General features: G+C 62.5%; 29 protein-coding genes. 12 read left to right on the top strand and 17 right to left on the bottom strand.

Annotation, left to right across the window (positions count from 1 at the left end):
- Positions 1 to 5: 5 nt before the first annotated feature.
- Together lptG and lptF are read right to left on the bottom strand one after the other, a co-directional pair.
- Positions 6 to 1,067, bottom strand: a complete 1,062-nt coding sequence (gene lptG, locus HU737_RS01660) for an LPS export ABC transporter permease LptG (RefSeq protein ID WP_186556449.1) — start codon at positions 1,065 to 1,067, stop codon at positions 6 to 8.
- The gene (gene lptF, locus HU737_RS01655; RefSeq protein ID WP_186556450.1) at positions 1,060 to 2,175 is read right to left on the bottom strand and encodes an LPS export ABC transporter permease LptF; all 1,116 of its coding nucleotides are present in this window, start codon (positions 2,173 to 2,175) and stop codon (positions 1,060 to 1,062) included. The genes lptG and lptF overlap by 8 nt, the downstream gene beginning before the upstream one ends.
- Positions 2,176 to 2,459: 284 nt before the next feature.
- On the opposite strand from lptF, the gene HU737_RS01650 reads away from it, so the two are divergent.
- The 5 genes from HU737_RS01650 to rlmF all read left to right on the top strand — a co-directional run bounded on the left by HU737_RS01650 (position 2,460) and on the right by rlmF (position 9,157).
- On the top strand, positions 2,460 to 3,950 hold the full coding sequence (locus HU737_RS01650; protein WP_186556451.1) for a leucyl aminopeptidase: 1,491 nt from the start codon (positions 2,460 to 2,462) through the stop codon (positions 3,948 to 3,950).
- A gap of 50 nt (positions 3,951 to 4,000) precedes the next feature.
- On the top strand, positions 4,001 to 4,429 hold the full coding sequence (locus HU737_RS01645; RefSeq protein ID WP_186556452.1) for a DNA polymerase III subunit chi: 429 nt from the start codon (positions 4,001 to 4,003) through the stop codon (positions 4,427 to 4,429).
- A gap of 5 nt (positions 4,430 to 4,434) precedes the next feature.
- On the top strand, positions 4,435 to 4,806 hold the full coding sequence (locus HU737_RS01640) for a DNA polymerase III subunit chi (protein ID WP_186556453.1): 372 nt from the start codon (positions 4,435 to 4,437) through the stop codon (positions 4,804 to 4,806).
- 438 nt (positions 4,807 to 5,244) lie between these two features.
- Entirely contained in the window at positions 5,245 to 8,091 is a 2,847-nt protein-coding gene (locus HU737_RS01635; RefSeq protein WP_186553998.1) for a valine--tRNA ligase, read from the top strand.
- A gap of 109 nt (positions 8,092 to 8,200) precedes the next feature.
- On the top strand, positions 8,201 to 9,157 hold the full coding sequence (rlmF, locus tag HU737_RS01630) for a 23S rRNA (adenine(1618)-N(6))-methyltransferase RlmF (protein ID WP_186553999.1): 957 nt from the start codon (positions 8,201 to 8,203) through the stop codon (positions 9,155 to 9,157).
- 50 nt (positions 9,158 to 9,207) lie between these two features.
- Here the strand turns inward: rlmF and HU737_RS01625 are convergent, their stop codons facing one another.
- On the bottom strand, positions 9,208 to 9,489 hold the full coding sequence (locus HU737_RS01625; RefSeq protein WP_186554000.1) for an HU family DNA-binding protein: 282 nt from the start codon (positions 9,487 to 9,489) through the stop codon (positions 9,208 to 9,210).
- 403 nt (positions 9,490 to 9,892) lie between these two features.
- On the opposite strand from HU737_RS01625, the gene yejK reads away from it, so the two are divergent.
- Complete coding sequence (yejK, locus tag HU737_RS01620) at positions 9,893 to 10,900, top strand: nucleoid-associated protein YejK (protein WP_186554001.1); 1,008 nt, start codon at positions 9,893 to 9,895, stop codon at positions 10,898 to 10,900.
- Here the strand turns inward: yejK and HU737_RS01615 are convergent.
- The 4 genes from HU737_RS01615 to HU737_RS01600 all read right to left on the bottom strand — a co-directional run bounded on the left by HU737_RS01615 (position 10,881) and on the right by HU737_RS01600 (position 13,818).
- Positions 10,881 to 11,195, bottom strand: coding sequence for a GIY-YIG nuclease family protein (locus tag HU737_RS01615; RefSeq protein ID WP_405129850.1), 315 nt, complete (start codon positions 11,193 to 11,195; stop codon positions 10,881 to 10,883). The two genes, yejK and HU737_RS01615, sit on opposite strands and share 20 nt — an antisense overlap.
- Positions 11,196 to 11,236: 41 nt before the next feature.
- Positions 11,237 to 11,707, bottom strand: coding sequence for a nuclear transport factor 2 family protein (locus tag HU737_RS01610; RefSeq protein WP_186554002.1), 471 nt, complete (start codon positions 11,705 to 11,707; stop codon positions 11,237 to 11,239).
- Between the two features lie 165 nt (positions 11,708 to 11,872).
- Positions 11,873 to 13,153, bottom strand: coding sequence for a CynX/NimT family MFS transporter (locus HU737_RS01605; protein ID WP_186554003.1), 1,281 nt, complete (start codon positions 13,151 to 13,153; stop codon positions 11,873 to 11,875).
- 14 nt (positions 13,154 to 13,167) lie between these two features.
- The gene (locus HU737_RS01600) at positions 13,168 to 13,818 is read right to left on the bottom strand and encodes a FadR/GntR family transcriptional regulator (RefSeq protein ID WP_186554004.1); all 651 of its coding nucleotides are present in this window, start codon (positions 13,816 to 13,818) and stop codon (positions 13,168 to 13,170) included.
- A 143-nt stretch (positions 13,819 to 13,961) separates the two neighbouring features.
- Between HU737_RS01600 and HU737_RS01595 the strand changes: the two genes are divergently transcribed.
- Positions 13,962 to 14,111: a hypothetical protein gene (locus HU737_RS01595; protein ID WP_186554005.1), complete on the top strand. Its 150-nt coding sequence runs from the start codon at positions 13,962 to 13,964 to the stop codon at positions 14,109 to 14,111.
- 72 nt (positions 14,112 to 14,183) lie between these two features.
- On the opposite strand, the gene hisC is transcribed toward HU737_RS01595, so the two are convergent.
- The 10 genes from hisC to HU737_RS01545 all read right to left on the bottom strand — a co-directional run bounded on the left by hisC (position 14,184) and on the right by HU737_RS01545 (position 22,122).
- Positions 14,184 to 15,230 (bottom strand): histidinol-phosphate transaminase, encoded by a 1,047-nt coding sequence (gene hisC / locus HU737_RS01590; protein WP_186554006.1) that lies wholly within the window; start codon positions 15,228 to 15,230, stop codon positions 14,184 to 14,186.
- Between the two features lie 2 nt (positions 15,231 to 15,232).
- Complete coding sequence (gene hisD / locus HU737_RS01585; protein ID WP_186554007.1) at positions 15,233 to 16,558, bottom strand: histidinol dehydrogenase; 1,326 nt, start codon at positions 16,556 to 16,558, stop codon at positions 15,233 to 15,235.
- Between the two features lie 127 nt (positions 16,559 to 16,685).
- A complete protein-coding gene (gene hisG, locus HU737_RS01580) occupies positions 16,686 to 17,321 on the bottom strand; it encodes an ATP phosphoribosyltransferase (protein ID WP_186554008.1) in 636 nt (211 codons plus the stop codon).
- 92 nt (positions 17,322 to 17,413) lie between these two features.
- On the bottom strand, positions 17,414 to 18,679 hold the full coding sequence (gene murA / locus HU737_RS01575) for a UDP-N-acetylglucosamine 1-carboxyvinyltransferase (RefSeq protein ID WP_186554009.1): 1,266 nt from the start codon (positions 18,677 to 18,679) through the stop codon (positions 17,414 to 17,416).
- A gap of 23 nt (positions 18,680 to 18,702) precedes the next feature.
- The gene (locus HU737_RS01570; RefSeq protein WP_186554010.1) at positions 18,703 to 18,942 is read right to left on the bottom strand and encodes a BolA family protein; all 240 of its coding nucleotides are present in this window, start codon (positions 18,940 to 18,942) and stop codon (positions 18,703 to 18,705) included.
- Positions 18,943 to 19,059: 117 nt separating this feature from the next.
- On the bottom strand, positions 19,060 to 19,362 hold the full coding sequence (locus HU737_RS01565; RefSeq protein WP_186554011.1) for an STAS domain-containing protein: 303 nt from the start codon (positions 19,360 to 19,362) through the stop codon (positions 19,060 to 19,062).
- Positions 19,359 to 20,012, bottom strand: a complete 654-nt coding sequence (locus HU737_RS01560) for an MlaC/ttg2D family ABC transporter substrate-binding protein (protein WP_186554012.1) — start codon at positions 20,010 to 20,012, stop codon at positions 19,359 to 19,361. The genes HU737_RS01565 and HU737_RS01560 overlap by 4 nt, the downstream gene beginning before the upstream one ends.
- 9 nt (positions 20,013 to 20,021) lie before the next feature.
- Positions 20,022 to 20,516: an outer membrane lipid asymmetry maintenance protein MlaD gene (gene mlaD, locus HU737_RS01555; protein WP_186554013.1), complete on the bottom strand. Its 495-nt coding sequence runs from the start codon at positions 20,514 to 20,516 to the stop codon at positions 20,022 to 20,024.
- Positions 20,516 to 21,313 carry a lipid asymmetry maintenance ABC transporter permease subunit MlaE gene (gene mlaE, locus HU737_RS01550; protein WP_186554014.1) on the bottom strand — a complete coding sequence of 266 codons (798 nt, stop codon included), beginning with the start codon at positions 21,311 to 21,313 and terminating at the stop codon, positions 20,516 to 20,518. Before mlaE ends, mlaD begins: the two co-directional genes overlap by 1 nt.
- Positions 21,313 to 22,122, bottom strand: a complete 810-nt coding sequence (locus HU737_RS01545; protein ID WP_186554015.1) for an ATP-binding cassette domain-containing protein — start codon at positions 22,120 to 22,122, stop codon at positions 21,313 to 21,315. Before HU737_RS01545 ends, mlaE begins: the two co-directional genes overlap by 1 nt.
- Before the next feature lie 244 nt (positions 22,123 to 22,366).
- Here HU737_RS01545 and HU737_RS01540 point away from each other — a divergent pair, with 244 nt between their 5' ends.
- The 5 genes from HU737_RS01540 to lptB are packed head-to-tail and all read left to right on the top strand — an operon-like array spanning position 22,367 to position 25,684.
- The gene (locus tag HU737_RS01540) at positions 22,367 to 23,341 is read left to right on the top strand and encodes a KpsF/GutQ family sugar-phosphate isomerase (protein WP_186554016.1); all 975 of its coding nucleotides are present in this window, start codon (positions 22,367 to 22,369) and stop codon (positions 23,339 to 23,341) included.
- Entirely contained in the window at positions 23,342 to 23,866 is a 525-nt protein-coding gene (locus tag HU737_RS01535) for a KdsC family phosphatase (protein WP_186554017.1), read from the top strand.
- Between the two features lie 8 nt (positions 23,867 to 23,874).
- Complete coding sequence (gene lptC / locus HU737_RS01530) at positions 23,875 to 24,447, top strand: LPS export ABC transporter periplasmic protein LptC (RefSeq protein WP_186554018.1); 573 nt, start codon at positions 23,875 to 23,877, stop codon at positions 24,445 to 24,447.
- Complete coding sequence (gene lptA, locus HU737_RS01525) at positions 24,434 to 24,958, top strand: lipopolysaccharide transport periplasmic protein LptA (RefSeq protein ID WP_186554019.1); 525 nt, start codon at positions 24,434 to 24,436, stop codon at positions 24,956 to 24,958. The genes lptC and lptA overlap by 14 nt, the downstream gene beginning before the upstream one ends.
- A complete protein-coding gene (gene lptB / locus HU737_RS01520; protein WP_186554020.1) occupies positions 24,959 to 25,684 on the top strand; it encodes an LPS export ABC transporter ATP-binding protein in 726 nt (241 codons plus the stop codon). It abuts the gene before it with no gap.
- Positions 25,685 to 25,770 lie beyond the last annotated feature (86 nt).

The raw sequence follows: 25,770 nt of genomic DNA, 5'->3' as shown, positions 1-25,770 counted from the left end.
GGCCATCAGCCCGCTCGACGCAGCAACCACAGCCCGGCCAGCGCACAAACGCCTGCCGGTATCACCACCGCCAACAGCGGCGGGAAGCCAAACACCTGGCTGGATGGGCCAAGCAGGTCTTGGGCAATCCGGAACACAAAGCCCACCAATACACCGGTGAACACACGTTGCCCCAGGGTCACCGAACGCAGTGGGCCGAAGATGAACGAAATCGCCATCAGCACCAGCGCTGCGGTCACCGCCGGCTGCAGCACCTTGGTCCAGAACGCCAGCCAGTAGCGAGCATTGTTCAGGCCTTGGTCAGACAGGTAATGGATGTAGTCCCACAGCCCGGTAATCGACAGCGACTCGGGCGCCAGCACTACGGTATTGAGCAACTGCGGGGTTACCGACACATCCCAGCGCTCTTCCGGGGCCTTGACCACTTCGGTGTGGTCGCCACGGAAGTGAGTGGTGGTGACATCGTTGAGCACCCAGTGGTCTTCGTTGTACTTGGCCCGACGGGCAAAGCTGGAGGTGACGATCTTGCGCTCATCGTCGAAGCGATAGCGGGTCACACCCAGCAGCAGGCCGTTAGGCTGCACCGAGTTGATGTGCACGAACTCTTCGCCCTGGCGGTGCCACATGCCGCGCTTGGAGCTCTGCGCCTCGCCACCGCCCTGTGCCAGCGAGCGCTCGGCCTGGCCTTTGTTTTCGGTAACCGGGGCGACGTACTCGCCGATCAGCAGACCGACCAGCATCAGCACCAGCATCGGTTTCATGACCGCCCAGACGATCCGCCCGATCGATACGCCGGCAGCCCGCATGATGGTCAGTTCGCTGCTGCTGGCCAGGCTACCCAGGCCGATCAGGCAGCCGATCAAGGCCGCCATCGGCAGCATCTCGTAGAGCCGGCGAGGCGCGGTCATCAAGACGAAGTAACCGGCGTCGAGCACGGTGTAGGTATCGCTCAGGTCGCCCATCTCATCGATGAAGGCGAACAGCGAGGCCAGGCCAAGAATGATGCCGAGCACAGCCAGGATGGCCAGCAGCACGCTCATGCCGATATAGCGATCCAGCTTAACCATGAGACACCCCCGCACGCCGCGCAGCACGTTTGAGGCACATTGGCTCCCAGTACATCAGGCCCAGGCCGATCAGCAGGAACAGCCCGTGCACCCACCACATGCCCAGGGCGATCGGGAGCTTGCCCTTCTCCAGGGCGCCGCGTACGGAAATCAGCATTGTCAGGTAAGCCATGTAGAGGAGGATCGCCGGCAGCAGCTTGAGGAAGCGGCCCTGGCGAGGATTGACCCGCGACAGCGGGACTGCCAGCAAGGTCACGACAAACACCAGCAGCGGCAGCGACAGCCGCCATTGCAGCTCGGCACGCTCACGCAGGCCTTTATGACCGATCAGCTCGGACGTCGGGATGGCCTCACGCTCGGTGACTTCTTCACTGACTTCAGGCTTGGGCAGCAGCACGCCGTAAGTGTCGTACTTGATCGCCCGGTAGTCGGCCTGGCCAGGGTTGCCGTCGTAGCGGTAGCCGTTTTCCAGGATCAGGTAACGGTTGCCGTCGGCCTGCACTTCCTGGTGGCCTTTTTCGGCAACCAGTACCGAAGGCGCGCGGTCCTTGGTCTTGTCGGCGTTAAAGCGCTTCTCGGAAATGAACACGCCAGCCAGATTGACCCGGTCATCGGACAGCTGCTCGGTGTAGGTCACCCGTGAGCCATCGCGCAGGGTCTGGAAACGCCCAGGCACCAGGGTGTCGAACTCGGTCAGGGCATCTTGCTGATTGATGATCTGCTGCACCTGCGACACACCTTGTGGCGCCAGGCTCAAGCTCAGCCAAGCGACCAGCAGGGCGACCAGGGCCGCTGGGGCCATGGTCATCGCCAGCAGGCGTTGCTGGCTCATGCCGGTGGCCGAGAGCACGGTCATCTCGCTCTCAAGGTACAACCGGCCATAAGCCAGCAGAATGCCCAGGAACAAGCCCAACGGCAGGATCAGCTGCAAGAAACCCGGCAGCCGGAAGCCCATGATCAGGAACAGCACGCTCGGGTCGAGCACGCCCTGGGCGGCCTGTGCCAGGTATTTGATGAAACGCCCGCTCATGATGATCACCAGCAGCACAGCGCTGACGGCGCTCAAGGTCAGCAGGACCTCGCGGGACAGATAACGAAAGACGATCAAACCAGACACTCCTGGGTTGTCAGGGGCGAACAGCCAATTAATGGCTTCGGACAGCCAAGACCTATGCCGGTTCGCCAACGGCGAACCTCCATGTAAAGTGCGCGCATTATCCTGTGATTGACCTCGCCTGTCACTTGGCCGCGCATGACAGTACATATCGGGGTTGTCAGCGGCCTTGCCCCAGGCTCAAACTGGCAGCTTTTCCGCTGGCACGCGACCACGCGGCCAAGCCCGCTTCGAGCGCGCACTCATTGCGCCAACTCACAGATCTACGGGGTCCTGACATGGAACTGGTTGTAAAAAGCGTAGCTGCTGCATCGTTGAAAACCGCCACGCTGGTAGTGGCCGTCGGCGAGGGGCGCAAGCTCGGCAACATCGCCAAGGCCGTCGATGAAACGTCCAATGGCGCCATCTCCGCCGTGCTCAAGCGTGGCGACCTGGCTGGCAAGCCTGGCCAGACCCTGCTGCTGCACAGCCTGCCGGGCCTGAAGGCCGAGCGCGTGCTGCTGGTTGGCAGCGGCAAGGACGCCCTGGGCGATCGCAGCTGGCGCAAGCTGGCCGTGAGCGTGGCCGGTGTGCTGAAGAGCCTGGGTGGCAGCGACGCGGTACTGGCCCTGGACGATATCGCCGTCACTGGCCGCGACGCGCATTACGGCAAATACCGCCTGCTGGCCGAAACCCTGCTTGACGGCGACTACCTGTTCGACCGCTTCAAGAGCCAGAAGGCCGAGCCGCGCGTGCTCAAGAAAATCACCCTGCTGGCCGACAAGGCCGGCCTGGCCGAGGTCGAGCGTGCCGTCAAGCACGCCAGCGCGATCGCCAGCGGCATGTCCTTGACCCGCGACCTGGGCAACCTGCCGCCGAACATCTGCCACCCAAGCTACCTGGCCGAACAGGCCAAGGAACTGGGCAAGGCCAACAAAGGCCTGAAGGTCGAAGTGTTCGACGAGAAGAAGATCAAAGACCTCGGGATGGGCGCGTTCTACGCCGTTGGCCAGGGCAGCGAACAGCCACCACGCTTGATCGTCATGCAATACCAGGGCGGCAAGAAGAGCGAAAAACCGTTCGTACTGGTGGGTAAAGGCATCACCTTCGACACCGGCGGCATCAGCCTCAAGCCAGGCGCCGGCATGGATGAAATGAAGTACGACATGTGCGGCGCAGCCAGCGTGTTCGGCACCCTGCGTGCGGTGCTCGAGCTCAAGCTGCCGATCAACCTGGTGTGCATCCTGGCCTGTGCCGAGAACATGCCAAGCGGCAACGCCACCCGCCCTGGCGACATCGTCACCACCATGAGCGGGCAAACCGTCGAAATCCTCAACACCGACGCTGAAGGCCGCCTGGTGCTGTGCGATGCCCTGACCTACGCCGAACGCTTCAAGCCGCAGGCGGTGATCGACATCGCCACCCTGACTGGCGCCTGCATCGTCGCCCTGGGCAGCCACACCACCGGCCTGCTGGGCAACAACGACGATCTGCTCGAGCAACTGCTCAGCGCCGGCAAGCGGGCCGACGACCGCGCCTGGCAGCTGCCGCTGTTCGACGAGTACCAGGAGCAGCTGGACAGCCCGTTCGCCGACATCGCCAACATCGGCGGGCCGAAGGCCGGCACCATTACCGCGGCGTGCTTCCTGTCGCGCTTTGCCAAGGCCTACAACTGGGCGCACCTGGACATCGCTGGCACCGCCTGGATCAGCGGCGGCAAGGACAAAGGCGCCACTGGCCGCCCCGTGCCCCTGCTGACCCAATACCTGCTCGACCGCGCCAACGCCTGACCCCGCACGGCGGGTGCGCCGCTCGCGGCCACCCGCCAACGGACTGAACCATGAGCCAAGTAGATTTCTATATCCTGCCCACCGACTCGCTGTCGGCGCGGCTGGATTTCGCCTGCAAGCTGTGTGAGAAAGCCTGGCGCCTCGGCCACCGGGTCTACCTGCATTGCCAGGACGGCGAACAGCGTGAACAACTCAACCAACGCCTGTGGCACTTCAAGGGCGAGGCCTTCGTGCCCCACGACCTGGCCGAGGCCCATGCCGACGCTGCAGTGGTCCTGGGTTTGGGGAGTGACGCCGGTGACCATCGCGACCTGCTGATCAACCTGGGCGGCGACGTTCCGGGGTTTGTCGAGCAGTTCGCCCGGGTGGCCGAGATCGTCGTCGAGGAGCCCAGCATTCGCCTTGCCGCACGAGAGCGGTTCCGTTTCTACCGTGAACGGGGCTATGCTCTGCAAGATCACCGCCTACAGCGACTTTAACGACGATGGACAAGCACTCTCCCCTGCCCGATTCTGCCCATCTGCTCGACGACCTGGAGTCGATCCGCGAGCTGTTGGGTGATGCCGACCTGCAACCACCGCTGCTGACCGATACGGTCGAACAGATTCCCCTGCTGCTGGACGAGCCCGCCGGCAATGCACCGGCTGTAGCGCAGCCGGTAGCCCCTGCCGCTGCCGAAGAAGAAGACCCGCAGACTCGCCGCCAGGACACCCTGCTGCGCCTGGACGCCGAACTGCGTGCCGCTGCCCAGTTGATCATGCAAGACGTGATCAACGACTTCACCCCACATATCGAAACCGAGATCAAGCGCCGCCTCGATGCGCGCATGGAGCGCCTGCTCAAGCGCCCCGAGTAAGCCTCGAACCTGAATGTGTCCGTTGTGACCCTATCGCGGGGCAAGCCCGCTCCCACGCCTTGTCAATGCCAAGCCTGCGTGGGAGGAGCGCCTGCTCAAGCGCCTTGTCAATGGACAAGCCTGCGTGGGAGGAGCGCCTGTTCTAGCGCCTTGTCAATGGACAAGCCTGCGTGGGAAGAGCGCCTGTTCTAGCGCCTTGTCAATGGACAAGCCTGCGTGGGAAGAGCGCCTGTTCTAGCGCCTTGTCAATGGACAAGCCTGCGTGGGAAGAGCGCCTGTTCTAGCGCCTTGTCAATGGACAAGCCTGCGTGGGAGCGGGCTTGCCCCGCGATAGGGCCAGACCTGCATAACAAGACCCCAGCAGCTTGTCGCCTGAAACCTACGGCTCCGTTATACTTCTCGGCTTTCCCGAATTAATGCCTAAGGGTCCCGCCGCGCATGGATAAGACCTACCAGCCGCACGCCATCGAAACTTCCTGGTACAACACCTGGGAGTCCGAGAACTATTTCGCCCCACAAGGTGCAGGCGAGTCCTACACCATCATGATCCCGCCACCGAACGTGACCGGCAGCCTGCACATGGGCCACGGTTTCAACAACGCGATCATGGACGCCCTGATCCGTTTCCGCCGCATGCAGGGTCGCAACACCCTGTGGCAGCCAGGCACCGACCACGCCGGTATCGCCACCCAGATGCTGGTCGAGCGCCAGCTGGAGGCCAAGGGCCAGAACCGTCATGACCTGGGCCGCGAGCAGTTCCTGGAGAAGGTCTGGGAGTGGAAGGAGCAGTCCGGTGGCAACATCAGCCGGCAGATCCGCCGCCTGGGTTCGTCGGTCGACTGGAGCCGCGAGCGCTTCACCATGGACGACGGCCTGTCCGACGCGGTCAAGGAAGCCTTCGTCCGCCTGCACGAAGACGGCCTGATCTACCGCGGCAAGCGCCTGGTCAACTGGGACACCAAGCTGCACACCGCCATCTCTGACCTGGAAGTGGAAAACCACGACGAGAAAGGTCACCTGTGGAACCTGCGCTACCCGCTGGCCGACGGCGCCAAGACTGCCGATGGCAAGGACTACCTGGTCGTGGCCACCACCCGTCCGGAAACCCTGCTGGGTGACGCTGCGGTCGCGGTCAACCCGAATGACGAGCGCTACCAGGCCCTGATCGGCAAGTTCGTCAAGCTGCCGCTGGTCGGCCGCCTGATCCCGATCATCGGCGACGATTATTGCGACCCGGAATTCGGCACCGGCTGCGTGAAGATCACCCCAGCCCACGACTTCAACGACTATGAAGTCGGCAAGCGCCATAACTTGCCGCTGCTGAACATCTTCGACAAGAACGCCCTGGTGCTGGCCAGTGCCCAGGCCTTCAACCTCGACGGCAGCGTCAACGAACAGATCGACACCAGCCTGCCAGCGCAATACGCCAGCCTCGACCGCTTCGTCGCGCGCAAGCAGATCGTTGCCGACCTCGATGCCCAGGGCCTGCTGGTCAGCGTCGATGACCACGCGCTGAAAGTGCCGAAAGGCGATCGCTCCGGCACCGTCATCGAGCCGTGGCTGACCGACCAGTGGTATGTCTCCACCAAGCCGCTGGCAGAACCTGCCATCGCCGCTGTGGAAGACGGCCGCATCCAGTTCGTGCCCAAGCAGTACGAAAACATGTACTTCTCGTGGATGCGTGACATCCAGGACTGGTGCATCAGCCGTCAGCTGTGGTGGGGCCACCGGATCCCGGCGTGGTACGACGAGGCCGGCCAGGTCTACGTTGGCCGCAACGAGGAAGAAGTGCGTACCAAGCACAACCTGGGCAGCGACGTGGTCCTGCGCCAGGACGACGACGTGCTCGACACCTGGTTCAGTTCCGGCCTGTGGACCTTCTCCACCCTCGGCTGGCCGGAGCAGACCGAGTTCCTGAAGAAATTCCACTCCACCGACGTGCTGGTCACCGGCTTCGACATCATCTTCTTCTGGGTCGCCCGGATGATCATGCTGACCATGCACCTGGTGAAGAACGAGGACGGCACTCCGCAGGTTCCGTTCAAGACCGTCTACGTCCACGGTCTGGTGCGCGACGGCCAGGGCCAGAAGATGTCCAAGTCCAAGGGCAACGTGCTTGACCCGCTGGACATCGTCGATGGCATCACCCTCGACGCCCTGCTAGAAAAACGCACCAGCGGCATGATGCAGCCCAAGCTTGCCGAGAAGATCGCCAAGCAGACCAAGGCCGAGTTCCCCGAAGGCATCGCCAGCTACGGCACCGACGCCCTGCGCTTCACCTTCTGCTCGCTGGCCTCCACCGGCCGCGACATCAAGTTCGACATGGGCCGCGTCGAAGGCTACCGCAACTTCTGCAACAAGATCTGGAACGCCGCCCGCTACGTGCTGGACAAAGGCGAAGACTGCGGCCAGAACGGCGAGGCCTACGAGCTGTCGCTGGCCGACCGCTGGATCATCTCGCAGCTGCAGCGCACCGAAGCTGAAGTGACCCGTCAGCTCGAGCAGTTCCGCTTCGACCTGGCCAGCCAGGCCCTGTACGAGTTCATCTGGAACCAGTACTGCGACTGGTACCTGGAGCTGTCCAAGCCGGTCCTGTGGGACGAAAACGCCCCGGTCGAGCGCGCCCGCGGCACCCGTCGCACCCTGGTACGCGTGCTGGAAGTGGCCCTGCGCCTGGCCCACCCGTTCATGCCGTTCATCACCGAAGAAATCTGGCAGCGCATCGCGCCGCTGGCAGGCATCGACGGCAAGACCATCATGCTGCAACCATGGCCCGTGGCCAACGACAGCCGCATCGACGTAGCGGCCGAAGGTGACATCGAGTGGCTGCAACAGTTGATGGTCGGTCTGCGTAACATTCGCGCCGAGATGAACATTGGCCCAGGCAAACCGCTGCCGCTGTTCCTCAAGAACGCCAATGCCGACGACCAGCGTCGCTTGCAAGAAAACGAAGCGCTGCTCAAGAAGCTGGCCAAGGTCGAGTCGTTCACCGTGCTCGGCGAACAGGACGAAGCGCCACTGTCGGCCACCGCACTGGTTGGCGATCTGCAGGTGCTGGTGCCAATGGCCGGGCTGATCGACAAGGACGCCGAGCTGGCTCGCCTGAACAAGGAAATCCAGCGTCTGCAAGGTGAAGTGCAACGCGTTGGCGGCAAGCTGTCCAACGCCGCCTTCGTCGACAAGGCACCGCCTGCGGTAATCGACAAGGAACGCGCCAAGCTGGCTGAAGCCGAGCAGGCGCTGGCCAACTTCACCGAGCAGCATGCGCGGATTGCCGCGCTCTAAACCTCAGTGAGGCCATCGCGGGGCAAGCCCGCTCCCACGCATCCGCTCCGGTATGGAGTGAAGGCGTGGGAGCGGGCTTGCCCCGCGATGCTTTACACAGGACACCCCTATGACCGACAAACCCACCCTGCACCCGCGCAACCGCCACCAGGGCCGCTATGACTTCCCCAGCCTGATCAAGGCGCACCCGGACCTGGCCCGCTTCACCATCACCAACCCCTACGGCAAGCCCAGCATCGACTTCGCCAACCCTGAAGCGGTACGGGTGTTCAACCGCGCCCTGCTCAAGGCCCAGTACGGCATCCAGCACTGGGACATCCCAGCCGACTACCTGTGCCCACCGATTCCAGGCCGCGCCGATTACATCCACGTATTGGCCGACCTGCTTGCCGAAGACAATGCTGGCGAGATCCCGCGTGGCGCCCAGGTACGTGCCCTGGACGTTGGCGTAGGTGCCAACTGCATCTATCCGCTGCTCGGCCACAGCGACTACCGTTGGCGCTTCCTCGGCTCGGACATCGACCCGATAGCCCTGGCCTCGGCCAAAGCCATCGTCCAGGCCAACGGTCTCAATAAAGCCATCAGCCTGCGCCAGCAGAGCAACAGCAAGCACATCCTCAGCGGCTTGCTGCAGGCAGACGAACGCTTCGATATCACCCTGAGCAATCCGCCCTTCCACAGCTCGCGCGACGAAGCCACCCGCGGTAGTCAACGCAAGTGGAAAAACCTCGGCAAGCAGGACCCCAAGCGCAAGCTGCCGGTGCTCAATTTTGGTGGGCAGAACAATGAGCTGTGGTGCGAAGGCGGCGAGATTCGCTTCGTCACCCAGTTGATCGCCGAGAGCGCTGCCTGTGGCCATCAGGTGCTGTGGTTCACCAGCCTGGTGTCCAAGGCGAGCAATCTGCCAGGCATCGAAGTGGCCCTGAAGAAAGCCGCCGCCAAAGCGGTGCGGGTCATCGAGATGGGCCAAGGCCAGAAGCAGAGCCGCATGGTTGCCTGGAGCTTTCACGACGATGCCGCGCGCCAGGCCTGGCATGCCCAGCGCCAGGGTAAAACGCAGGCGTAAAAAAACCGCGTCCGGGCAAGCCGGGCGCGGTTTTACGCAAGCGTCGACAATTACTTGTTGACGGCGTCGGTCAGGACCTTGGCAGGTACGAACTTGACGACTTTCTTGGCAGCGATTTCGATGGCAGCGCCAGTCGAAGGGTTGCGGCCGGTACGGGCAGGACGCTCGGTGACTTTCAGCTTGCCGATGCCTGGCAGGGTGATCTCAGCGCCGTTTTCCAGCTGGTCAGCAACGATCTGGCCCAGTTGCTCCAGAGCATTGCGAGCGGTGGTTTTTGGCGCGTCGATTGCTTCGGCGATGTCGGCAATCAGTTGGTCTTTGGTCAGTGCCATTGTGGTGTTCCTTCCCTAAAAATTCAGAGGTTATGCAGCGTGCTACGTCGTTATCGGGCCAGCCCGAAACTGTCCGGCGGGCCGCGCCAATCGCGTATGTAGATACGAAAATCGGCGTTTGGTTCGACACGACGCAAGCGATCTGCCAGCAATGCGCCATTCAAGGGGCGCAAGACCGCGCAAAGCTACCACAGGAATAGATAAATATCCGCTGCCAGCTTGGTTTTTATGCAGGTTTTTCGGGGGTTTACCCCGAAAACGCAAAAAATCGAACAAAAAACGAACAACCGCCATTTACGCCAACTTCTGGCCACTGCATCACCCAATCTCTGGGTTAAACTGATCGACTTTGCACAGCGCACCCTTGGCCATCGCCACGCGTGCTCCAACCTCCGAGATTTCCATGCCAATCCGTCATTGCATCGTTCACCTGATCGACAAGAAGCCTGATGGCAGCCCCGCCGTGCTGCATGCACGGGATAACGAGCTGGGCGCATCGGACGCCATCGAAAACCTGCTGGCCGACCTCAACGACAGCTACAACGCCAAGCAAGGCAAGGCGTGGGGATTGTTCCACGGCGAGTCCGGCGCCTACCCGTTCAGTGGCTGGCTCAAGCAGTACCTGAGTGAAGAAAAAGACTTCACCGCCTTCAGCCGGATCGCCGTCGAGCACCTGCAAAAACTGATGGAAGAGTCCAACCTCTCCACCGGTGGCCATGTGCTGTTCGCTCACTACCAGCAAGGCATGACCGAGTACCTGGCCATCGCCCTGCTGCACCACAGCGACGGCGTGGCGGTCAACGCCGAGCTCGACGTGACCCCCTCTCGCCATCTGGACCTGGGCCAACTGCACCTGGCGGCGCGGATCAACCTGTCCGAATGGCAGAACAACCAGGCTTCCAAACAGTACATCTCGTTCATCAAGGGCAAGAACGGCAAGAAGGTCTCGGAGTACTTCCGCGACTTCATCGGCTGCCAGGAGGGCGTCGATGGCCCCGGCGAGACCCGCACCCTGCTCAAGGCGTTCAGCGACTTCGTTGAAAGCGAAGACCTGCCTGAGGAGTCGGCGCGCGAGAAGACCCAGACCCTGGTCGACTACGCCACCAGCCAGACCAAGATGGGCGAGCCGGTCACCTTGGAAGAGCTTTCCAGCCTCATCGACGAAGACCGCCCCAAGGCGTTCTACGATCACATCCGCAACAAGGACTACGGCCTGTCGCCGGAAATTCCAGCCGATAAACGCACGCTCAACCAATTCCGCCGCTTCACCGGGCGCGCCGAGGGCCTGTCGATCAGCTTCGAGGCTCACCTGCTGGGTTCGAAAGTGGAATATGACGAAGAAGCAGGCACGCTGATCATCAAGGGCCTGCCGACCCAGCTGATCGATCAGCTCAAGCGTCGCACCGACTAAGACCTGGCCAGGAGGCCACCAGGGCCTCCTTGGCAGACTTGCGCAGCTTCTTCACCAGCCGCTCCTGGCGCAACGCTTCGGCCTTGTCTGGCCATTGCTCGACATACACCAGCGCCTGCGCCGGGCTGGTCTTGAAGTAGCGCGCGCCCTGACCTTTCTGGTGCTTGAGAAAACGCCGCTGTGGATCGTCGCTGATGCCGCAGTACAGCGAGCCATTGGCGGCGCGCACCAGGTAGACGTACCAGGGCTTGGCAGACGGGGGGATGCCGGGCTGTGTGATAGCAGTCTCGCTCACGGATGTATTCAAGCCAACGGGAAGGCGCCAAGCTTACCCGCTCAACGCGCCTGCTGAAACGCCCGCAAACCCTTGAACGCCTGTTGGCGAACCTTGTTCTGCAACATCGGCGACCAGCCCAGCAGCACCCCTGGCATGCCCAGGGCCTGGCGTGACCAGCGCCAGAGGTCGAAGCTGTCGTGGTGCTGGCTGATCAGGCCGTCGCGAATGACGAAGCGTGCCTGAATATCGTTGATCACCACCCGGCCGGTCTGGCTGAACAGGTAGGTGGCCACCCAATGCGCGCAGCCGCGGTCCTGGTTGGCACGCACTTGATCGAAGGTCAGGCTGAAATCCTTGGCGCGAGTGGTGAGCAGACGCCACATGTCGCCGGCATCCTGGCCGCGCAAGGTGCCGAAGACCGGGTCGCTGAATTCGACATCAGCGCTGTAGCAGGCCACCATCGCTTCGGCATCGAGGCGCTGGAAGGCCTGGTAGAAGCGGGTGATCAGGGCTTGGTTGGCGTCGCTCATGGGGGTGTCCGTCCTGGGGCTCAAGAGCTGAACGATAATCTGCGTTGCGGCGCAATGCCATGCCCATTTGAGTCATGAATGTTTTCTGCGTCGCCCCTATCGCGGGACAAGCCCGCTCTACGTGGGAGCGGGCTTGTCCCGCGATAGGGCCGGCACCGACAACCGCTAAACCCGCTCGCTGACCACTTGCACATGCTGCGCACGCCCGGCTTTCAGGCCAAATACAATCGCCCCGGTGCCCAGCACGGCAAAGATCCACCCCACCGCCGCCCAGCCGCCGGTCAGATCATGCACCAGGCCCACCGCGAACGGCCCCATCGAGGCCAGGGTGTAACCCACGCCTTGGGCCATGCTCGACAGGTTGGCAGCGACGTGCGCGTCTTTTGAGCGCAGCACGATCAGCGTCAGCGCCAAGGCAAAGGTACCGCCCTGCCCCAGGCCCAGTAGCACCGCCCAGCCCCACAGCCCTGACAGCGGCGCATACAGGCAGCCGAACAGGCCCGCCAAGGTCACCAACATGACGATCACGATGGCCAGCCGCTGATCCTTGCCACGCGTCGCCAGCCACGGCGCGCTCAGCGAACTGATCAACTGCACGATCACCGATCCCGACAGCACCAACCCGGCCTCGGTCGGGCTCAGGCCACGACCGATCAGGATCGACGGCAACCAACCAAAGACGATGTACGCCAGCGACGATTGCAGGCCCATGTACAGCGTAACCTGCCAGGCCAGCGGGTCGCGCCACAGGCCGCGCACCTTGTAGGCCACCTTGTGGGCGCCATGGCCCTGGCGTGCCTGCGGTAACCAGACCAGCATGGCCAACAACGCCGGGATCATCCAGAAGCCCAGGCCCATTGCCCAGCTCCCAGCAAAATGCTGGCTCAACGGCACCGTGGCGCCGGCGGCCATGGCCGCGCCCAGGCACAGCGCCATGGTGTAGACGCCGGTCAGTGTACCGGCCTGCTGAGGGAAATCGCGCTTGACGATGCCAGGCAGCAATACCCCGATAATGCCGATGCTGGCGCCTGCCATCAGGCTGCCGAGGAACACCCCGATTGCACCAAACGCGCTGCGTACCACGATGCCCAGGGCCAGGGTCAGGAGAATGCCGAGGATCACCCGCTCACTGCCAAAGCGGCGCGCCAGTACCGGCGCCAGTGGCGCGAACAAGCCCAGGCACAGCACCGGCAAGGTGGTCAGCAAACCTGCTGCCGAAGCACTCAGACCGAGCCCCTCGGACACCTGCCCCAGCACCGGCGCCATGCTCGACAAGGCCGGGCGCAGGTTCAGGGCCACCAGGACCAGGCCCAACAGCAGGAGCCAGGGGCGCTGCAGCACCACCGGTTGCTGTTGAACCTGCTCATCATCGGCCTCGGCGTCGATCAGCAGTTCATCGAGCTCCGGCTCATGGGCAGGGGAAGTGCGCGTCAGTTGTTCGGCCATGGGGCTTCTCGTTTTCAGGATTCGATAAGGGTCCGGCTCAGGCGCTTGGCCCGCTCCGGATCACGTTGCTCGATGGCGTCGAGGATCTGCTCATGCAGGTCGAACACCGACTGGCAACGGGGGACGGCGCTCATGTTGCGCTGCAACGCAGCCGCAACCACGCCAGAGAAATAGCGGTACAGCTCACTCAGCGCTGGGTTGTGCGCAGCGTCGACCAGGCGCTGGTGGAACACCAGGTCACAGGCGATGTAAGCGTCGAGGTCGGCATGAAAGTGCGCCTCGCTGCCCTTGAGCGCCTCGCGCAGACCTTGCAAATCCGCTTCGCTGCGGCGCAGGGCCGCCAGGCCAATGGCTTCGGCCTCCAGAATATGCCGCGTCTCACGGGCCTGCTCCGGCGTGCAGCGGGACATCGCCTGCACTGCCTGCAATGGGTCTTGGGCGGTACGCAGGTAGCTGCCATCGCCCTGGCGAATTTCCACCAAGCCACTGAACGCCAACACCCGCATCGCCTCGCGCACGGTATTGCGGCTGATGCCCAGCTCAGCGGCCAACTCAGGTTCGGTCGGCAGACGTTGGCCCACCGTCCACACGCCGTCGAGGATGCGTTCACGCAGCTGCTCCACGGCCATTTCCACCAAGGAGCGACGGACTAATTCAGTTGCCATGCCCACTCACCCAATCATCCTACGAATTCTTAGAGTCTACTCCAGCACACTGGCCCCTGAAAACCACCTGGTAATATTGCTAGTTGCGCGGCCGGAAGGGCTTTGTGACGCTTCGCCTACCGTTCGTCAGCGAGAAATGAGTGATGCGTGACCACAGAGGCCTGGCCATAGTGATTGCTTTGGTGGCCGTGACCGCGCTGGTGTTCAGCCTGGTGATCCAAGGCCAACCCGCACAGACAAGGTCGCCGAAAACGCTATTCATCGGCATGGATGGCGCTGAGCTTGAGCGATGAAAGGAAGGCGGGACTAAGGCAGTAACAAGCCTACCGGCCGTGAACAGGCCGGTAGGTAGAGCGGGCGAGCGATCAGCTCAAGGCATCGATCAGCGCCTGGTTCATTTGCGGCGTGCCAATGGTGATCCGCAAGAACTGAGCGATGCGCGCTTGCTTGAAGTGCCGCACGATCACGCCCTGCTCGCGCAGGCGTGCTGCCAGTTCTGCGGCATCCTGCTGCGGATGGCGGGCGAAGATGAAGTTGGCCGCCGATGGCAACACTTCGAAGCCTTTGCCCTGCAATTGCTCGACCAGCAGTTCGCGGCTGTCGATCACCTTGCGGCAGGTTTGTTCGAAATAAGCACGGTCTTCGAACGCTGCCGCCGCACCGACAATCGCCATGCGATCGAGCGGATAGGAGTTGAAGCTGTTCTTGATCCGCTCCAGCGCATCGATCAGGTCTGGGTGGCCAACTGCCAGACCCACCCGCAGGCCTGCCAGCGAACGCGACTTGGACAGGGTCTGGGTGACCAGCAGGTTGTCGTAGCGGTCGACCAGGCTGATGGCGGTCTGGCCGCCAAAATCGATGTAGGCCTCATCGACCACCACCACCGAGTCGGGATTGGCCTGCAGCAGCTGCTCAACCACCGCCAGCGGCATCAAGCAGCCGGTCGGTGCGTTGGGGTTGGGGAAGATGATCCCGGCGTTGGGCTTTTGGTAGTCCTCGATGCGGATCTGGAACTGCTCATCCAGTGGCACCTGCTCGAAGGGGATGCCATACAAGCCGCAGTACACCGGATAGAAGCTGTAGCTGACATCGGGGAACAACAGCGGCGCGCCGTGCTGGAACAGGCCGTGGAAGATGTGCGCGAGCACCTCGTCCGAACCGTTGCCGACAAATACCTGCTGCGGCTTGACCCCATAGTACTCGGCGACGGCCTGTTTGAGCCGGTCGCCGTTAGGGTCCGGGTACAGGCGCAGGTTGTCGTTCAACTCACCACGCATGGCCTCCAGCGCCTTGGGCGATGGGCCATAGGGGTTCTCGTTGGTGTTGAGCTTGACCAACTTGGTCAGCTTCGGCTGCTCGCCCGGCACGTAAGGCACCAGGTCCTTGACGAAGGGGCTCCAGAATTTACTCATGCTCAGTTCCCCTTCTTGTCGGCAAGGATGCGGTATTCGGCGCTACGGGCGTGGGCAGTCAGCGACTCGCCACGGGCCAGCACCGAGGCGGTTTGGCCAAGCTCGGATGCGCCCTGCTCGGAGCAGAAGATGATCGATGAACGCTTCTGGAAGTCATACACCCCCAGCGGCGAGGAAAAGCGCGCAGTGCCGGAAGTTGGCAGCACGTGGTTGGGGCCTGCGCAGTAGTCGCCCAGGGCTTCGCTGGTGTGACGGCCCATGAAGATCGCGCCGGCATGGCGAATCTGCGGCAGCCAGGCCTGCGGATCGGCCACCGACAGCTCCAGGTGCTCAGGCGCGATGCGGTTGGCCACTTCAATCGCCTGCTGCATGTCGCGCACCCGAATCAGCGCGCCACGGCCGTTGATCGATTTCTCGATGATCTCGGCGCGCTCCAGGGTCGGCATCAGTTTGTCGATGCTCGCCGCCACGCGGTCGAGGAACTCGCCATCGGGGCTGACCAGAATGGCCTGGGCGTCTTCATCGTGCTCGGCCTGGGAGAACAGGTCCATGGCGATCCAGTCCGGATCGGTCTGGCCATCGCAGACCACGAGGATTTCCGACGGGCCAGCAATCATGTCGATACCGACCTGGCCGAACACATGCCGTTTGGCAGTGGCGACATAGATGTTACCGGGGCCAACGATCTTGTCCACCTGCGGCACGCTCTCGGTGCCATAGGCCAGCGCCGCTACCGCCTGGGCGCCACCGACGGTGAACACCCGGTCGACACCAGCGATGCAGGCCGCTGCCAGCACCAGCTCATTGAGCTCGCCGCGCGGGGTCGGCACCACCATCACCACTTCGGCAACGCCTGCGACCTTGGCCGGGATGGCGTTCATCAGCACCGAGGAGGGGTACGAAGCCTTGCCGCCTGGCACGTACAAGCCTGCGCGGTCCAGCGGCGTGACTTTCTGGCCGAGCACAGTGCCGTCAGCTTCGGTGTACTGCCAGGAGTCCTGCTTCTGCCGCTCGTGGTACATACGCACGCGATCGGCGGCCTTTTCCAGCGCTTGGCGCTGGGCCGGGGTAATGCGGGTCAGGGCCAGCTCCAGGCGCTCACGGCCAAGGATCAGGTCATCGATGGAGGTGGCATTGACGCCGTCGAAACGCTGGGTGAACTCCACCAGCGCGGCGTCACCGCGTTCGCGCACTGCCTTGATGATGTCGAGCACACGCTGGTTGACCGCGTCATCGGACACACTCTCCCAGCTCAGCAGATGATCCAGATGTCGGGCGAAATCCGGATCAGCGGCGTTGAGACGGGCAATAGCAGTGGACACGGTCATGGCGAGGGCCTCGATTATTAGCGAATGCTCAGGCGCCCTAGGCTACCAGTCGATCCGCGCGGGCACCTGAGAAAAATTGGCTATGACGCGGATAGACGGGCGCGACAGCGAAGGTCGCGCGCAGGAATCAGCCGCGGTGTCGCGATTCGACCGCTTTGCGCAGCGTGTCGATCAGTGTCTGGATGCGTGCGTGCTGCATCTTCATGGAGGCTTTGTTGACGACCAGGCGCGAGCTTACCGTGGCGATCAGGTCCTGGGGCTCCAGGCCGTTGGCGCGCAGGGTATTGCCGGTGTCGACCACGTCGATGATCTTGTCGGCGAGGTTGATCAGCGGGGCCAGCTCCATCGAACCGTACAGCTTGATGATATCGACCTGACGGCCCTGCTCGGCGTAGTAGCGCTTGGCTACGTTGACGAACTTGGTGGCCACACGCAGCCGGCCCTTGGGCTCGGGCGCACCGACCACACCAGCGGTCATCAGCTTGCAGCGGGCGATTTGCAGGTCCAGCGGCTCGTACAGACCCTGGCCACCGTACTCCATGAGCACGTCCTTACCGGCCACCCCGAGGTCGGCGGCACCATGCTCGACATAGGTCGGCACGTCGGTGGCGCGCACGATCAGCAGGCGCACGTCGTCCTGGGTCGTGGGGATGATCAGCTTGCGGCTCTTGTCCGGATTCTCGGTCGGCACGATACCGGCCTCGGCCAGCAATGGCAGGGTATCGTCGAGGATTCGGCCTTTGGATAGCGCGATGGTCAACATGGAAAACGTCGGTCCTTAAGCGGCTATAGCCAGCCAGGTCGGTGACCTGGCCGCTTGAAATTCGGTAGGCGCATCCCTGCGCCTGTCACAGATTAACCCGGAACGCGGCGGATCTTGGCGCCGAGCATCTGCAGTTTTTCCTCGATGCACTCATAACCACGGTCGATGTGGTAGATGCGATCGATCAGGGTATCGCCTTCGGCGACCAGGGCCGACAGCACCAGGCTGGCGGAAGCACGCAGGTCGGTAGCCATGACCGGTGCACCCTTGAGCGCTGGCACGCCAGTGACGATGGCGGTGTTGCCCTCGACCTGGATGTGGGCGCCCATGCGGTGCATTTCATAGACGTGCATGAAGCGGTTTTCGAAGATCGTCTCGATCACTGCGCCGGTGCCTTCGGCAATGGCGTTGAGCGAGATGAACTGCGCCTGCATGTCGGTCGGGAACGCTGGGTACGGCGCGGTACGCAGGTTGACGGCTTTCGGCCGCTTGCCGTGCATGTTCAGCTCGATCCAGTCTTCGCCGGTGGTGATGTCGGCGCCAGCTTCCTTGAGTTTCTCAAGGACCGCTTCGAGGATGGTCGGATCGGTGTCCTTGACCTTGACCCGGCCGCCAGTGACGGCAGCGGCCACCAGGTAGGTGCCGGTTTCGATACGGTCAGGCATGACCCGGTAGGTGGCCGAGTGCAGACGCTCGACGCCATCGATGGTGATGGTGTCGGTGCCAGCGCCCTGGACGTTGGCGCCCATGGCGATCAGGAAGTTGGCCAGGTCGACCACTTCCGGCTCGCGCGCGGCGTTCTGCAGCACGCTGCGGCCCTTGGCCAGGGCAGCGGCCATCATGATGTTCTCGGTACCGGTGACGCTGACGGTATCGAAGAAGAAGTGCGCGCCACGCAGGCCGCCTTCAGGCGCCTTGGCCTTGATGTAGCCGCCTTCGACTTCGATCTTCGCGCCCATGGCTTCCAGGCCGCGGATGTGCAGGTCGACCGGACGCGAGCCAATCGCGCAACCGCCAGGCAGGGCCACTTCGGCCTCGCCGAAACGGGCGACCATCGGGCCCAGCACCAGGATCGAGGCGCGCATGGTCTTCACCAGCTCGTACGGCGCGACCAGGGTCTTGATGGTGCGTGGATCGATTTCCACCGCCAGCTTCTCGTCGATCACCGGCTCAATGCCCATGCGACCGAACAGCTCGATCATGGTGGTGATGTCGTGCAGGTGCGGCAGGTTGCCGACGGTGACCGGGCCATCGGCCAGCAGGGTCGCTGCAAGAATCGGCAGGGCGGCGTTCTTCGCCCCGGAAATGCGGATCTCGCCATCAAGACGAGCGCCGCCAGTAATAATCAGTTTGTCCATAGGAATCTCGCCGCCAAGTAGGCTCAGGTGCGCTCAGCCCAGGCTGCGCTGCTGAAAAATTTCATGGTTACCGCGTGGATACTGCCATCGGCAATCCACGGATTCAGGTGAGCATAGATCGCCTGCTGACGCTTTACCGGGCTCTGGCCGGCCAGCTCGTCGCTGATCACGTTCAACTGGAAGTTGCAGCCTTCACCCTCAACTTCGACTTGGGTTCCCGGCAATTTCTCTTCAAGAAAACTCTTAACTTCTACGGCCTGCATGCTCAACCTCAATCGGCGCCCTGTGCGCGCGGGTCGGCCATCATACAAAAAAGCCCCTCGCCTGCGAAGCCCATGAACGGACACGCTGACCGAGGGGCCTTTCACCTTGTCGGGCAATCAGCCCGCCAATACTTCATCCAGGTCATAGACCTCGGCGATTTCGCGCATGTCATCGGGCATGCCGCGCAGCTCCCAGGACTTGCCAGCCGCCTGGGCATCACGCATGAACGCCAGCAGCAGGGACAAGCCAACGCTGCTGGACTTGACCACTTGCGAGCAGTCCAGGACCAGGCGTTGCTCGCCACTGGCGACGATCAGCGCCTTGCCTTCCTTGCGCAGGGCCGGGCCGCTGCGGTAATCCAGCACCCCGGCCAGGCGCAGAACGCCTGGTTCGGTCATGCTCACGCCGGCTTCGCTCATTGCACTTCCTTATCCGGCGAGCTGTCGGCGGTTTGCTTGGCCTTGGCGACTTCGCCAGCCCAGCCGTCGATGGTCTTGTCCAGATTGTTGCCGTTGCGCGACATGGCATCGGCGAACTGGTCACGGAACAGCTTGCCTATGTTGATGCCATTGACGATGACGTTACGCACTTTCCACTCGCCGCCCAGCTTGACCATGGTGTACTGCACGGGATAGACCGCGCCATTGTTGCCAGTGACCTTCATGCCAACGCTGGTGCGATCACCCTCTTCACCCTTGGCCGGGTCAACGGTGATGCCCTGGTTGTTGTATTCGAGCAACGCATTGCCATAGAACTGCATCAGGCTGCGCTTGAAGTTTTCCTGGAAGCGCTGCATCTGCTCAGGCGTGGCCTTGCGCGAGTACTTGACGGTCATGATGCTCTTGGAGATGCCGTCAGCATCGACTACCGGGCCAAGGTTGCTGTTGAGCGCGTCGTAGAAGGCCTGGGGGCTGGCCTTGTACTGCTCCTTGTTGGCCTTCAGATCGCTCAGCAGTTGATTGGTGGTGGTCTGGATCACCTCACGGGCAGACTGCCCCGGGGCAGCCAGGGCCAGCAGGGGGAAGGCCGCCAGCAGGACCAACAGGCCGCGTCGCAGGATCGAGATCATGGAAACTCCTTAATTAGCTGGATTAGCTGGGGTGGCTTCTTTCGGTTCTTTGCCAACCGTATTGAGCAGGAACTTGCCAATCAGATCTTCCAGGACCAGCGCCGACTGGGTGTCATGGATAGTGCTGTCATCTTTGAGCACCTCTTCTTCACCGCCCACGCTGATACCGATGTACTTCTCACCGAGCAAACCTGCGGTCAGGATCGAGGCAGTGGAGTCGACTGGCAGGTTGTCGACATTTTTGTCCAGCTGCAGGGTCACCCGACCGGTATAGGAATCACGGTCCAGATCGATGGCCGTGACCTTGCCGATGGTCACACCGGCCATGGTCACTTTAGCTCTGACCGTCAAACCGGCGATATTGTCGAAGTAGGCATAAACTTTATAGGTATCGCTGCTCGGGCTGGCGGACAGCCCGCTGACACGCAGGGCCAGCAGCAGCAACGCCAGGATCCCGGCCAGGAGGAACAGGCCGACACCGATTTCCAGGGTGCGGTTTTGCATCAGAAATCTCCAAACATCAAGGCGGTCAGAATAAAGTCCAGACCCAGGACTGCCAACGAGGCATAGACCACGGTCTTGGTGGTGGCACGGCTGATCCCTTCTGAGGTGGGCTCGCAGTCATACCCCTGGAATACGGCAATCCAGGTCACGACGAAGGCGAACACCAGGCTTTTCACCAGGCCGTTGAGCACGTCGTCGGTAAAGGAAACGCTGTTTTGCATGTTGGCCCAGAACGAGCCCTCGTAGACGCCCAGCCAGTCGACCGCGACCCACGAACCACCCCAGATGCCGACCACGCTGAACAGCAGCGCCAGCAACGGCAGCGAGATGAAGCCAGCCCACAGGCGTGGCGCAACGATGTACTTGAGCGGGTCGACGCCAATCATTTCAAGGCTCGACAGTTGCTCGGTGGACTTCATGTTGCCGATCTCGGCAGTCAGCGCAGAACCGGCACGCCCGGCGAACAGCAAGGCGGTGACCACCGGCCCCAGCTCGCGCAGCAAGGTCAGCGCAACCATCTGCCCTACCGCTTGCTCGGAGCCGTACTTGGTCAGGATGCTGTAGCCCTGCAGCGCCAGCACCATGCCGATGAACACGCCGGAGACAACGATGATCGCCAGCGACAGCACGCCCACCGAATACAGCTGCTTGACCAGCAGCTGGAAGCCGCCGCCAATGCCGCCACGACCAATCAGCGAATGAAACAGGAACAGGCAAGAGCGCCCCAGCACCGCCACCACGTCGATGGCCGAGCGCCCGAGCAGGCGGATTCGTTCGAGTAAGGATCTTCTGCGCATCAACGCGTCCCCAGCAGATCGGCGCGGTAGTCAGGCGCAGGAAAGTGGAAAGGTACCGGGCCGTCAGGGTCGCCCTTCATGAATTGGCGGATGCGCGGATTGTCCGAGCCCATCAGTTCGTCCGGGGTGCCCTGCCCCAGCACCTGGCCATCACCGACCACGTAGATGTAGTCGGCAATGCTCGCGGTCTCGGCCAGGTCATGGGAGACGACGATGCTGGTGATGCCCAGGGCATCGTTGAGCAGGCGGATCAGGCGCACCAATACGCCCATGGCGATCGGGTCCTGGCCGACGAACGGCTCGTCGTACATGAGAATCTGCGGATCCAGGGCAATAGCCCGGGCCAGGGCTACCCGGCGCTTCATGCCACCGGACAGTTCATCGGGCATCAGGTCGATGGCGCCGCGCAAGCCCACGGCCTGCAGCTTCATCAGGACGATATCGCGGATCATCTCTTCCGACAGCTGGGTATGCACCCGCAGCGGGAAGGCGACGTTCTCGAACACATCGAGGTCAGTGAACAGCGCACCGCTCTGGAACAGCACGCCCATCTGCTTGCGCGCATCGAACAGATCGCCGCGCGACAAGCTCGGCAGGTTCTGCCCGGCCACCCAGACTTCGCCACTCGAAGGCCGCAGCTGCGCGCCCATCAGGCGCAACAGGGTGGTCTTGCCGCACCCCGATGGCCCCATGATGCCAGTGACCTTGCCGCGCGGGATGCGGATGTCGACATTGCTGAAAATGCTGCGCGAACCGCGCTTGAAGGTAAGCCCCTTCAACTCGACCGCGTAGGCGCTATCCACACTCATCTAGACTCCTTGCAAAACAGCCTCGTCTCAATGGACGCCTGCCCTCATCGTGAAGGCACACGCGCCCCCGCGGGCCGAATAGCGGCGAACTATAGCACCGCAGACAGGCCCGCCCCAAGGCCATCCACGCAGTGGTTCAGGCCAACGACAGGCTTGTGCAACATCCGTATGACAATCGAAGGATGAGCCTTTCGCACATTAGGGCTATAATCGCCGCCTTTTCATCAGGCATTGCTTCCCGAACATGAGCCAATCCAGCGAGCTGATCCAATCCGCCCAGCGTACCTTGCGCCTGGAACTCGAGGCCGTCGAGGGCCTGCTGGCCCGCATCGACGCCAATTTCGTCAAGGCCTGCGAGCTGATCCTGGCCAGCAAAGGCCGGGTCGTGGTGGTCGGCATGGGCAAGTCCGGGCATATCGGCAACAAAATTGCTGCCACCCTTGCCAGCACCGGCACGCCATCGTTCTTCGTCCATCCGGCCGAAGCCAGCCATGGCGACATGGGCATGATCACCCGCGACGATGTCATCTTGGCCCTGTCCAACTCTGGCAGCACTGCTGAAATCGTCACCCTGCTGCCGTTGATCAAGCGCCTGGGCATCCAGCTGATCAGCCTCACCGGCAACCCCGACTCGCCGCTGGCCCAGGCCGCCGAGGTCAACCTCGACGCGCGGGTCGAGCAGGAAGCCTGCCCGTTGAACCTGGCGCCAACCTCATCGACCACCGCTGCCCTGGTGCTGGGCGATGCGCTGGCGATCGCCCTGCTTGAGGCGCGCGGCTTCTCCGCCGAGGACTTCGCCTTCTCGCACCCTGGTGGCGCACTTGGCCGTCGCCTGCTGCTGAAGGTCGAGAACGTCATGCACTCGGGCGACGAACTGCCCCAGGTGCAACGCGGCACCCTGCTCAAGGAAGCACTCCTCGAAATGTCCCGCAAAGGCTTGGGCATGACCGTGGTCGTCGAACGTGACGGCACACTGGCCGGGGTGTTCACCGACGGTGACCTGCGCCGCAGCCTGGACCGCAACATTGACGTGCACACCACGCTGATCGACGAAGTCATGACCGTGCACGGCAAGACCGCCCGCGCCGAGATGCTCGCCGCCGAGGCCTTGAAAATCATGGAAGACCACAAGATCGGCGCGCTGGTCGTGGTCGATCAGGATGACCGCCCAAGCGGCGCCCTGAACATGCACGACCTGCTGCGCGCTGGAGTAATGTGAATGAGCCAAGATCTGCTGCAACGCGGCAAAGCCATCAAGCTGGCGGTGTTTGACGTCGATGGCGTATTGACCGACGGGCGCCTGTACTTCCTCGAAGACGGCAGCGAATTCAAGACTTTCAATACCCTCGACGGCCAGGGCATCAAGATGCTCATGAACTCGGGCGTGACCACGGCGATCATCAGTGGCCGCAAGACCCCGGTGGTCGAGCGCCGCGCCAAGAACCTGGGTATCCCCCACCTGTATCAGGGCCGGGAAGATAAACTGGTGGTTCTCGACGGCCTTCTGGCAGAACTGGGCCTAAGCTATGAACAGGTCGCCTACTTGGGCGATGACCTGCCTGACCTGCCGGTGATCCGCCGGGTAGCCTTGGGCATGGCCGTGGCCAACGCCGCACCGTTCGTTCGCCAGCACGCCCATGGGGTGACCCAGGCGCGCGGTGGCGAAGGCGCCGCCCGCGAGTTCTGTGAACTGATCATGCAGGCCCAGGGCACCCTGGACGCTGCCAACGCCAATTACCTGTAAGGCCGCACATGTTCAGCAAGAAAGCCAAAAACATCGCACTGTTCAGCGTGATCGCCGCGCTGCTGGTGGCGGTCGGCTACTGGAACATCAGCCCCGAGAGCTTTCTCGACAAGCCGGTGACCCAGGTCGATGAAAACGCCATCGACTATTACGCGATCAACGCCCATAGCGTGCAGTTCCTGCCTGACGGCAAGATGCAGTACGAAATGACTGCCGACAAGGTCGAGCACCTCAAGGCCAGCGAAGTCACCTTGGTGACCACCCCAGACCTGCACATGTACCGTGGCACCGCCTACCCGTGGCACGTGCAGAGCGTGCGCGCCGAGGTCAATCCGGATGGCAGCGAGGTCGAACTGATCGACCAGGTTCGAGTGGCCCGCACTGACGAAAAGCAGCGCGAGACCATCATCACTACCACCCGCATGACGGTGTTCCCGCAGAAGCAATATGCGCAGACCGAGCAAGCCGTTAGAATCGACGGCGCCGGTGGCACAACTACGGGCAAAGGAATGAAAGCGTATTTGAAAGACGGCAGGATGGACCTGCTGTCCAACGTAAGAGGACAGTATGAGGCTCGTTAAAACCCTCCCCTTTTTGCTCAGCCTGAGCGCAGCACTGGGAAGCGCGAGCGCCTTGGCCCTGCCGAACGATCGTGACCAGCCAATTCGTATCCAGGCCGACGACGCTCACCTGGATGACAAGCAAGGCGTAGCTACCTACAAGGGCGATGTGATCATCACCCAAGGCTCGATGATGATCAAAGGCAACACCGTGACCATGACCCGTGCCGCCAATGGCGACATCGACGTGGTGACCTCGGTGGGCAACCTGGCCTACTTCGAACAGCAGCAGAGCGCCGCCAAGCCCGACAAGATGAAAGGCTGGGCTGTGACCATCCAGTACCAGGCGCAGAAAGACACGGTGATCCTCACCGACCGCGCCAAGGTCGAGAACGAAGGCAACACCACCGAAGGCGAGAAGATCGTCTACAACACCAAGTCCCAGGTGGCGACCGCCGGCCGTGGCGGCAATGTGTCCACGCCACGTCAGCGTATCGACATGGTGATCCAGCCGAAGAAGAAGGCCGAGTAAATGGCAACCCTCAAAGCCCAGCACCTGGCCAAGAGCTACAAGGGCCGCCAGGTGGTTCGCGATGTCAGCCTGTCGATCGACAGCGGCCAGATCGTCGGTCTGCTGGGGCCTAACGGCGCCGGCAAGACCACTTGCTTCTACATGATCGTCGGCCTGGTCCAGGCCGACCAGGGCCGCGTGCTGATCGACAGCAACGACGTCAGCCATCAGCCCATGCACGGTCGCGCACGCGCCGGCATTGGCTACCTGCCGCAGGAAGCCTCGATCTTCCGCAAGCTGTCGGTGGCCGACAACATCATGGCCATTCTCGAGACCCGCAAGGAACTCGACCGTGATGGCCGGCGCAAGGAGCTGGAAAGCCTGCTGCAGGAATTCCACATCAGCCACATCCGCGACAACCTCGGCATGAGCCTTTCCGGTGGCGAACGTCGCCGGGTCGAGATTGCCCGCGCCCTGGCGACCGCGCCGAAGTTCATCCTGCTCGATGAACCCTTCGCTGGTGTCGACCCGATTTCCGTGGGCGACATCAAGCAAATTATCCACCACCTCAAGGCCAAGGGTATCGGTGTACTGATCACCGACCACAACGTCCGCGAGACCTTGGATATCTGTGAAACCGCGTACATCGTCAACGATGGCCAGCTGATCGCCGAAGGCGATGCCGAGACCATCCTGGCCAACGATCTGGTCAAGGAAGTTTACCTGGGTCACGAGTTCCGACTCTGATGCCCAGGCTTGCCTGAGCACTGTCAGACGGCCAGTAAAACGGCCTCTGCCCGGCTTAAGTGCTACAGTGCTCTAGGCAAACGCTA

This window comes from Pseudomonas urmiensis, from assembly GCF_014268815.2.
Lineage (GTDB): Bacteria > Pseudomonadota > Gammaproteobacteria > Pseudomonadales > Pseudomonadaceae > Aquipseudomonas > Aquipseudomonas urmiensis.
Note: the sequence above shows the minus strand (reverse complement) of the source record. Positions and strands in the feature narration are given on the sequence as shown.

Excerpts from the sequence above, each read along its gene's own strand:
- HU737_RS01540 (WP_186554016.1), top strand. The coding sequence starts at position 22,367 with ATGAGCCAATCCAGCGAGCTGATCCAATCCGCCCAGCGTACCTTGCGC.
- HU737_RS01545 (WP_186554015.1), bottom strand. The coding sequence starts at position 22,122 with ATGAGTGTGGATAGCGCCTACGCGGTCGAGTTGAAGGGGCTTACCTTC.
- HU737_RS01650 (WP_186556451.1), top strand. The coding sequence starts at position 2,460 with ATGGAACTGGTTGTAAAAAGCGTAGCTGCTGCATCGTTGAAAACCGCC.
- HU737_RS01565 (WP_186554011.1), bottom strand. The coding sequence starts at position 19,362 with ATGAGCGAAGCCGGCGTGAGCATGACCGAACCAGGCGTTCTGCGCCTG.
- HU737_RS01625 (WP_186554000.1), bottom strand. The coding sequence starts at position 9,489 with ATGGCACTGACCAAAGACCAACTGATTGCCGACATCGCCGAAGCAATC.
- HU737_RS01600 (WP_186554004.1), bottom strand. The coding sequence starts at position 13,818 with ATGGCAACTGAATTAGTCCGTCGCTCCTTGGTGGAAATGGCCGTGGAG.
- HU737_RS01570 (WP_186554010.1), bottom strand. The coding sequence starts at position 18,942 with ATGCAGGCCGTAGAAGTTAAGAGTTTTCTTGAAGAGAAATTGCCGGGA.
- HU737_RS01535 (WP_186554017.1), top strand. The coding sequence starts at position 23,342 with ATGAGCCAAGATCTGCTGCAACGCGGCAAAGCCATCAAGCTGGCGGTG.
- lptG (WP_186556449.1), bottom strand. The coding sequence starts at position 1,067 with ATGGTTAAGCTGGATCGCTATATCGGCATGAGCGTGCTGCTGGCCATC.
- lptC (WP_186554018.1), top strand. The coding sequence starts at position 23,875 with ATGTTCAGCAAGAAAGCCAAAAACATCGCACTGTTCAGCGTGATCGCC.
- lptB (WP_186554020.1), top strand. The coding sequence starts at position 24,959 with ATGGCAACCCTCAAAGCCCAGCACCTGGCCAAGAGCTACAAGGGCCGC.
- HU737_RS01635 (WP_186553998.1), top strand. The coding sequence starts at position 5,245 with ATGGATAAGACCTACCAGCCGCACGCCATCGAAACTTCCTGGTACAAC.
- lptA (WP_186554019.1), top strand. The coding sequence starts at position 24,434 with ATGAGGCTCGTTAAAACCCTCCCCTTTTTGCTCAGCCTGAGCGCAGCA.
- HU737_RS01595 (WP_186554005.1), top strand. The coding sequence starts at position 13,962 with ATGCGTGACCACAGAGGCCTGGCCATAGTGATTGCTTTGGTGGCCGTG.
- rlmF (WP_186553999.1), top strand. The coding sequence starts at position 8,201 with ATGACCGACAAACCCACCCTGCACCCGCGCAACCGCCACCAGGGCCGC.
- mlaE (WP_186554014.1), bottom strand. The coding sequence starts at position 21,313 with ATGCGCAGAAGATCCTTACTCGAACGAATCCGCCTGCTCGGGCGCTCG.
- HU737_RS01610 (WP_186554002.1), bottom strand. The coding sequence starts at position 11,707 with ATGAGCGACGCCAACCAAGCCCTGATCACCCGCTTCTACCAGGCCTTC.
- HU737_RS01560 (WP_186554012.1), bottom strand. The coding sequence starts at position 20,012 with ATGATCTCGATCCTGCGACGCGGCCTGTTGGTCCTGCTGGCGGCCTTC.
- HU737_RS01605 (WP_186554003.1), bottom strand. The coding sequence starts at position 13,153 with ATGGCCGAACAACTGACGCGCACTTCCCCTGCCCATGAGCCGGAGCTC.
- hisC (WP_186554006.1), bottom strand. The coding sequence starts at position 15,230 with ATGAGTAAATTCTGGAGCCCCTTCGTCAAGGACCTGGTGCCTTACGTG.
- HU737_RS01640 (WP_186556453.1), top strand. The coding sequence starts at position 4,435 with ATGGACAAGCACTCTCCCCTGCCCGATTCTGCCCATCTGCTCGACGAC.
- mlaD (WP_186554013.1), bottom strand. The coding sequence starts at position 20,516 with ATGCAAAACCGCACCCTGGAAATCGGTGTCGGCCTGTTCCTCCTGGCC.
- yejK (WP_186554001.1), top strand. The coding sequence starts at position 9,893 with ATGCCAATCCGTCATTGCATCGTTCACCTGATCGACAAGAAGCCTGAT.
- hisG (WP_186554008.1), bottom strand. The coding sequence starts at position 17,321 with ATGTTGACCATCGCGCTATCCAAAGGCCGAATCCTCGACGATACCCTG.
- murA (WP_186554009.1), bottom strand. The coding sequence starts at position 18,679 with ATGGACAAACTGATTATTACTGGCGGCGCTCGTCTTGATGGCGAGATC.
- HU737_RS01645 (WP_186556452.1), top strand. The coding sequence starts at position 4,001 with ATGAGCCAAGTAGATTTCTATATCCTGCCCACCGACTCGCTGTCGGCG.
- hisD (WP_186554007.1), bottom strand. The coding sequence starts at position 16,558 with ATGACCGTGTCCACTGCTATTGCCCGTCTCAACGCCGCTGATCCGGAT.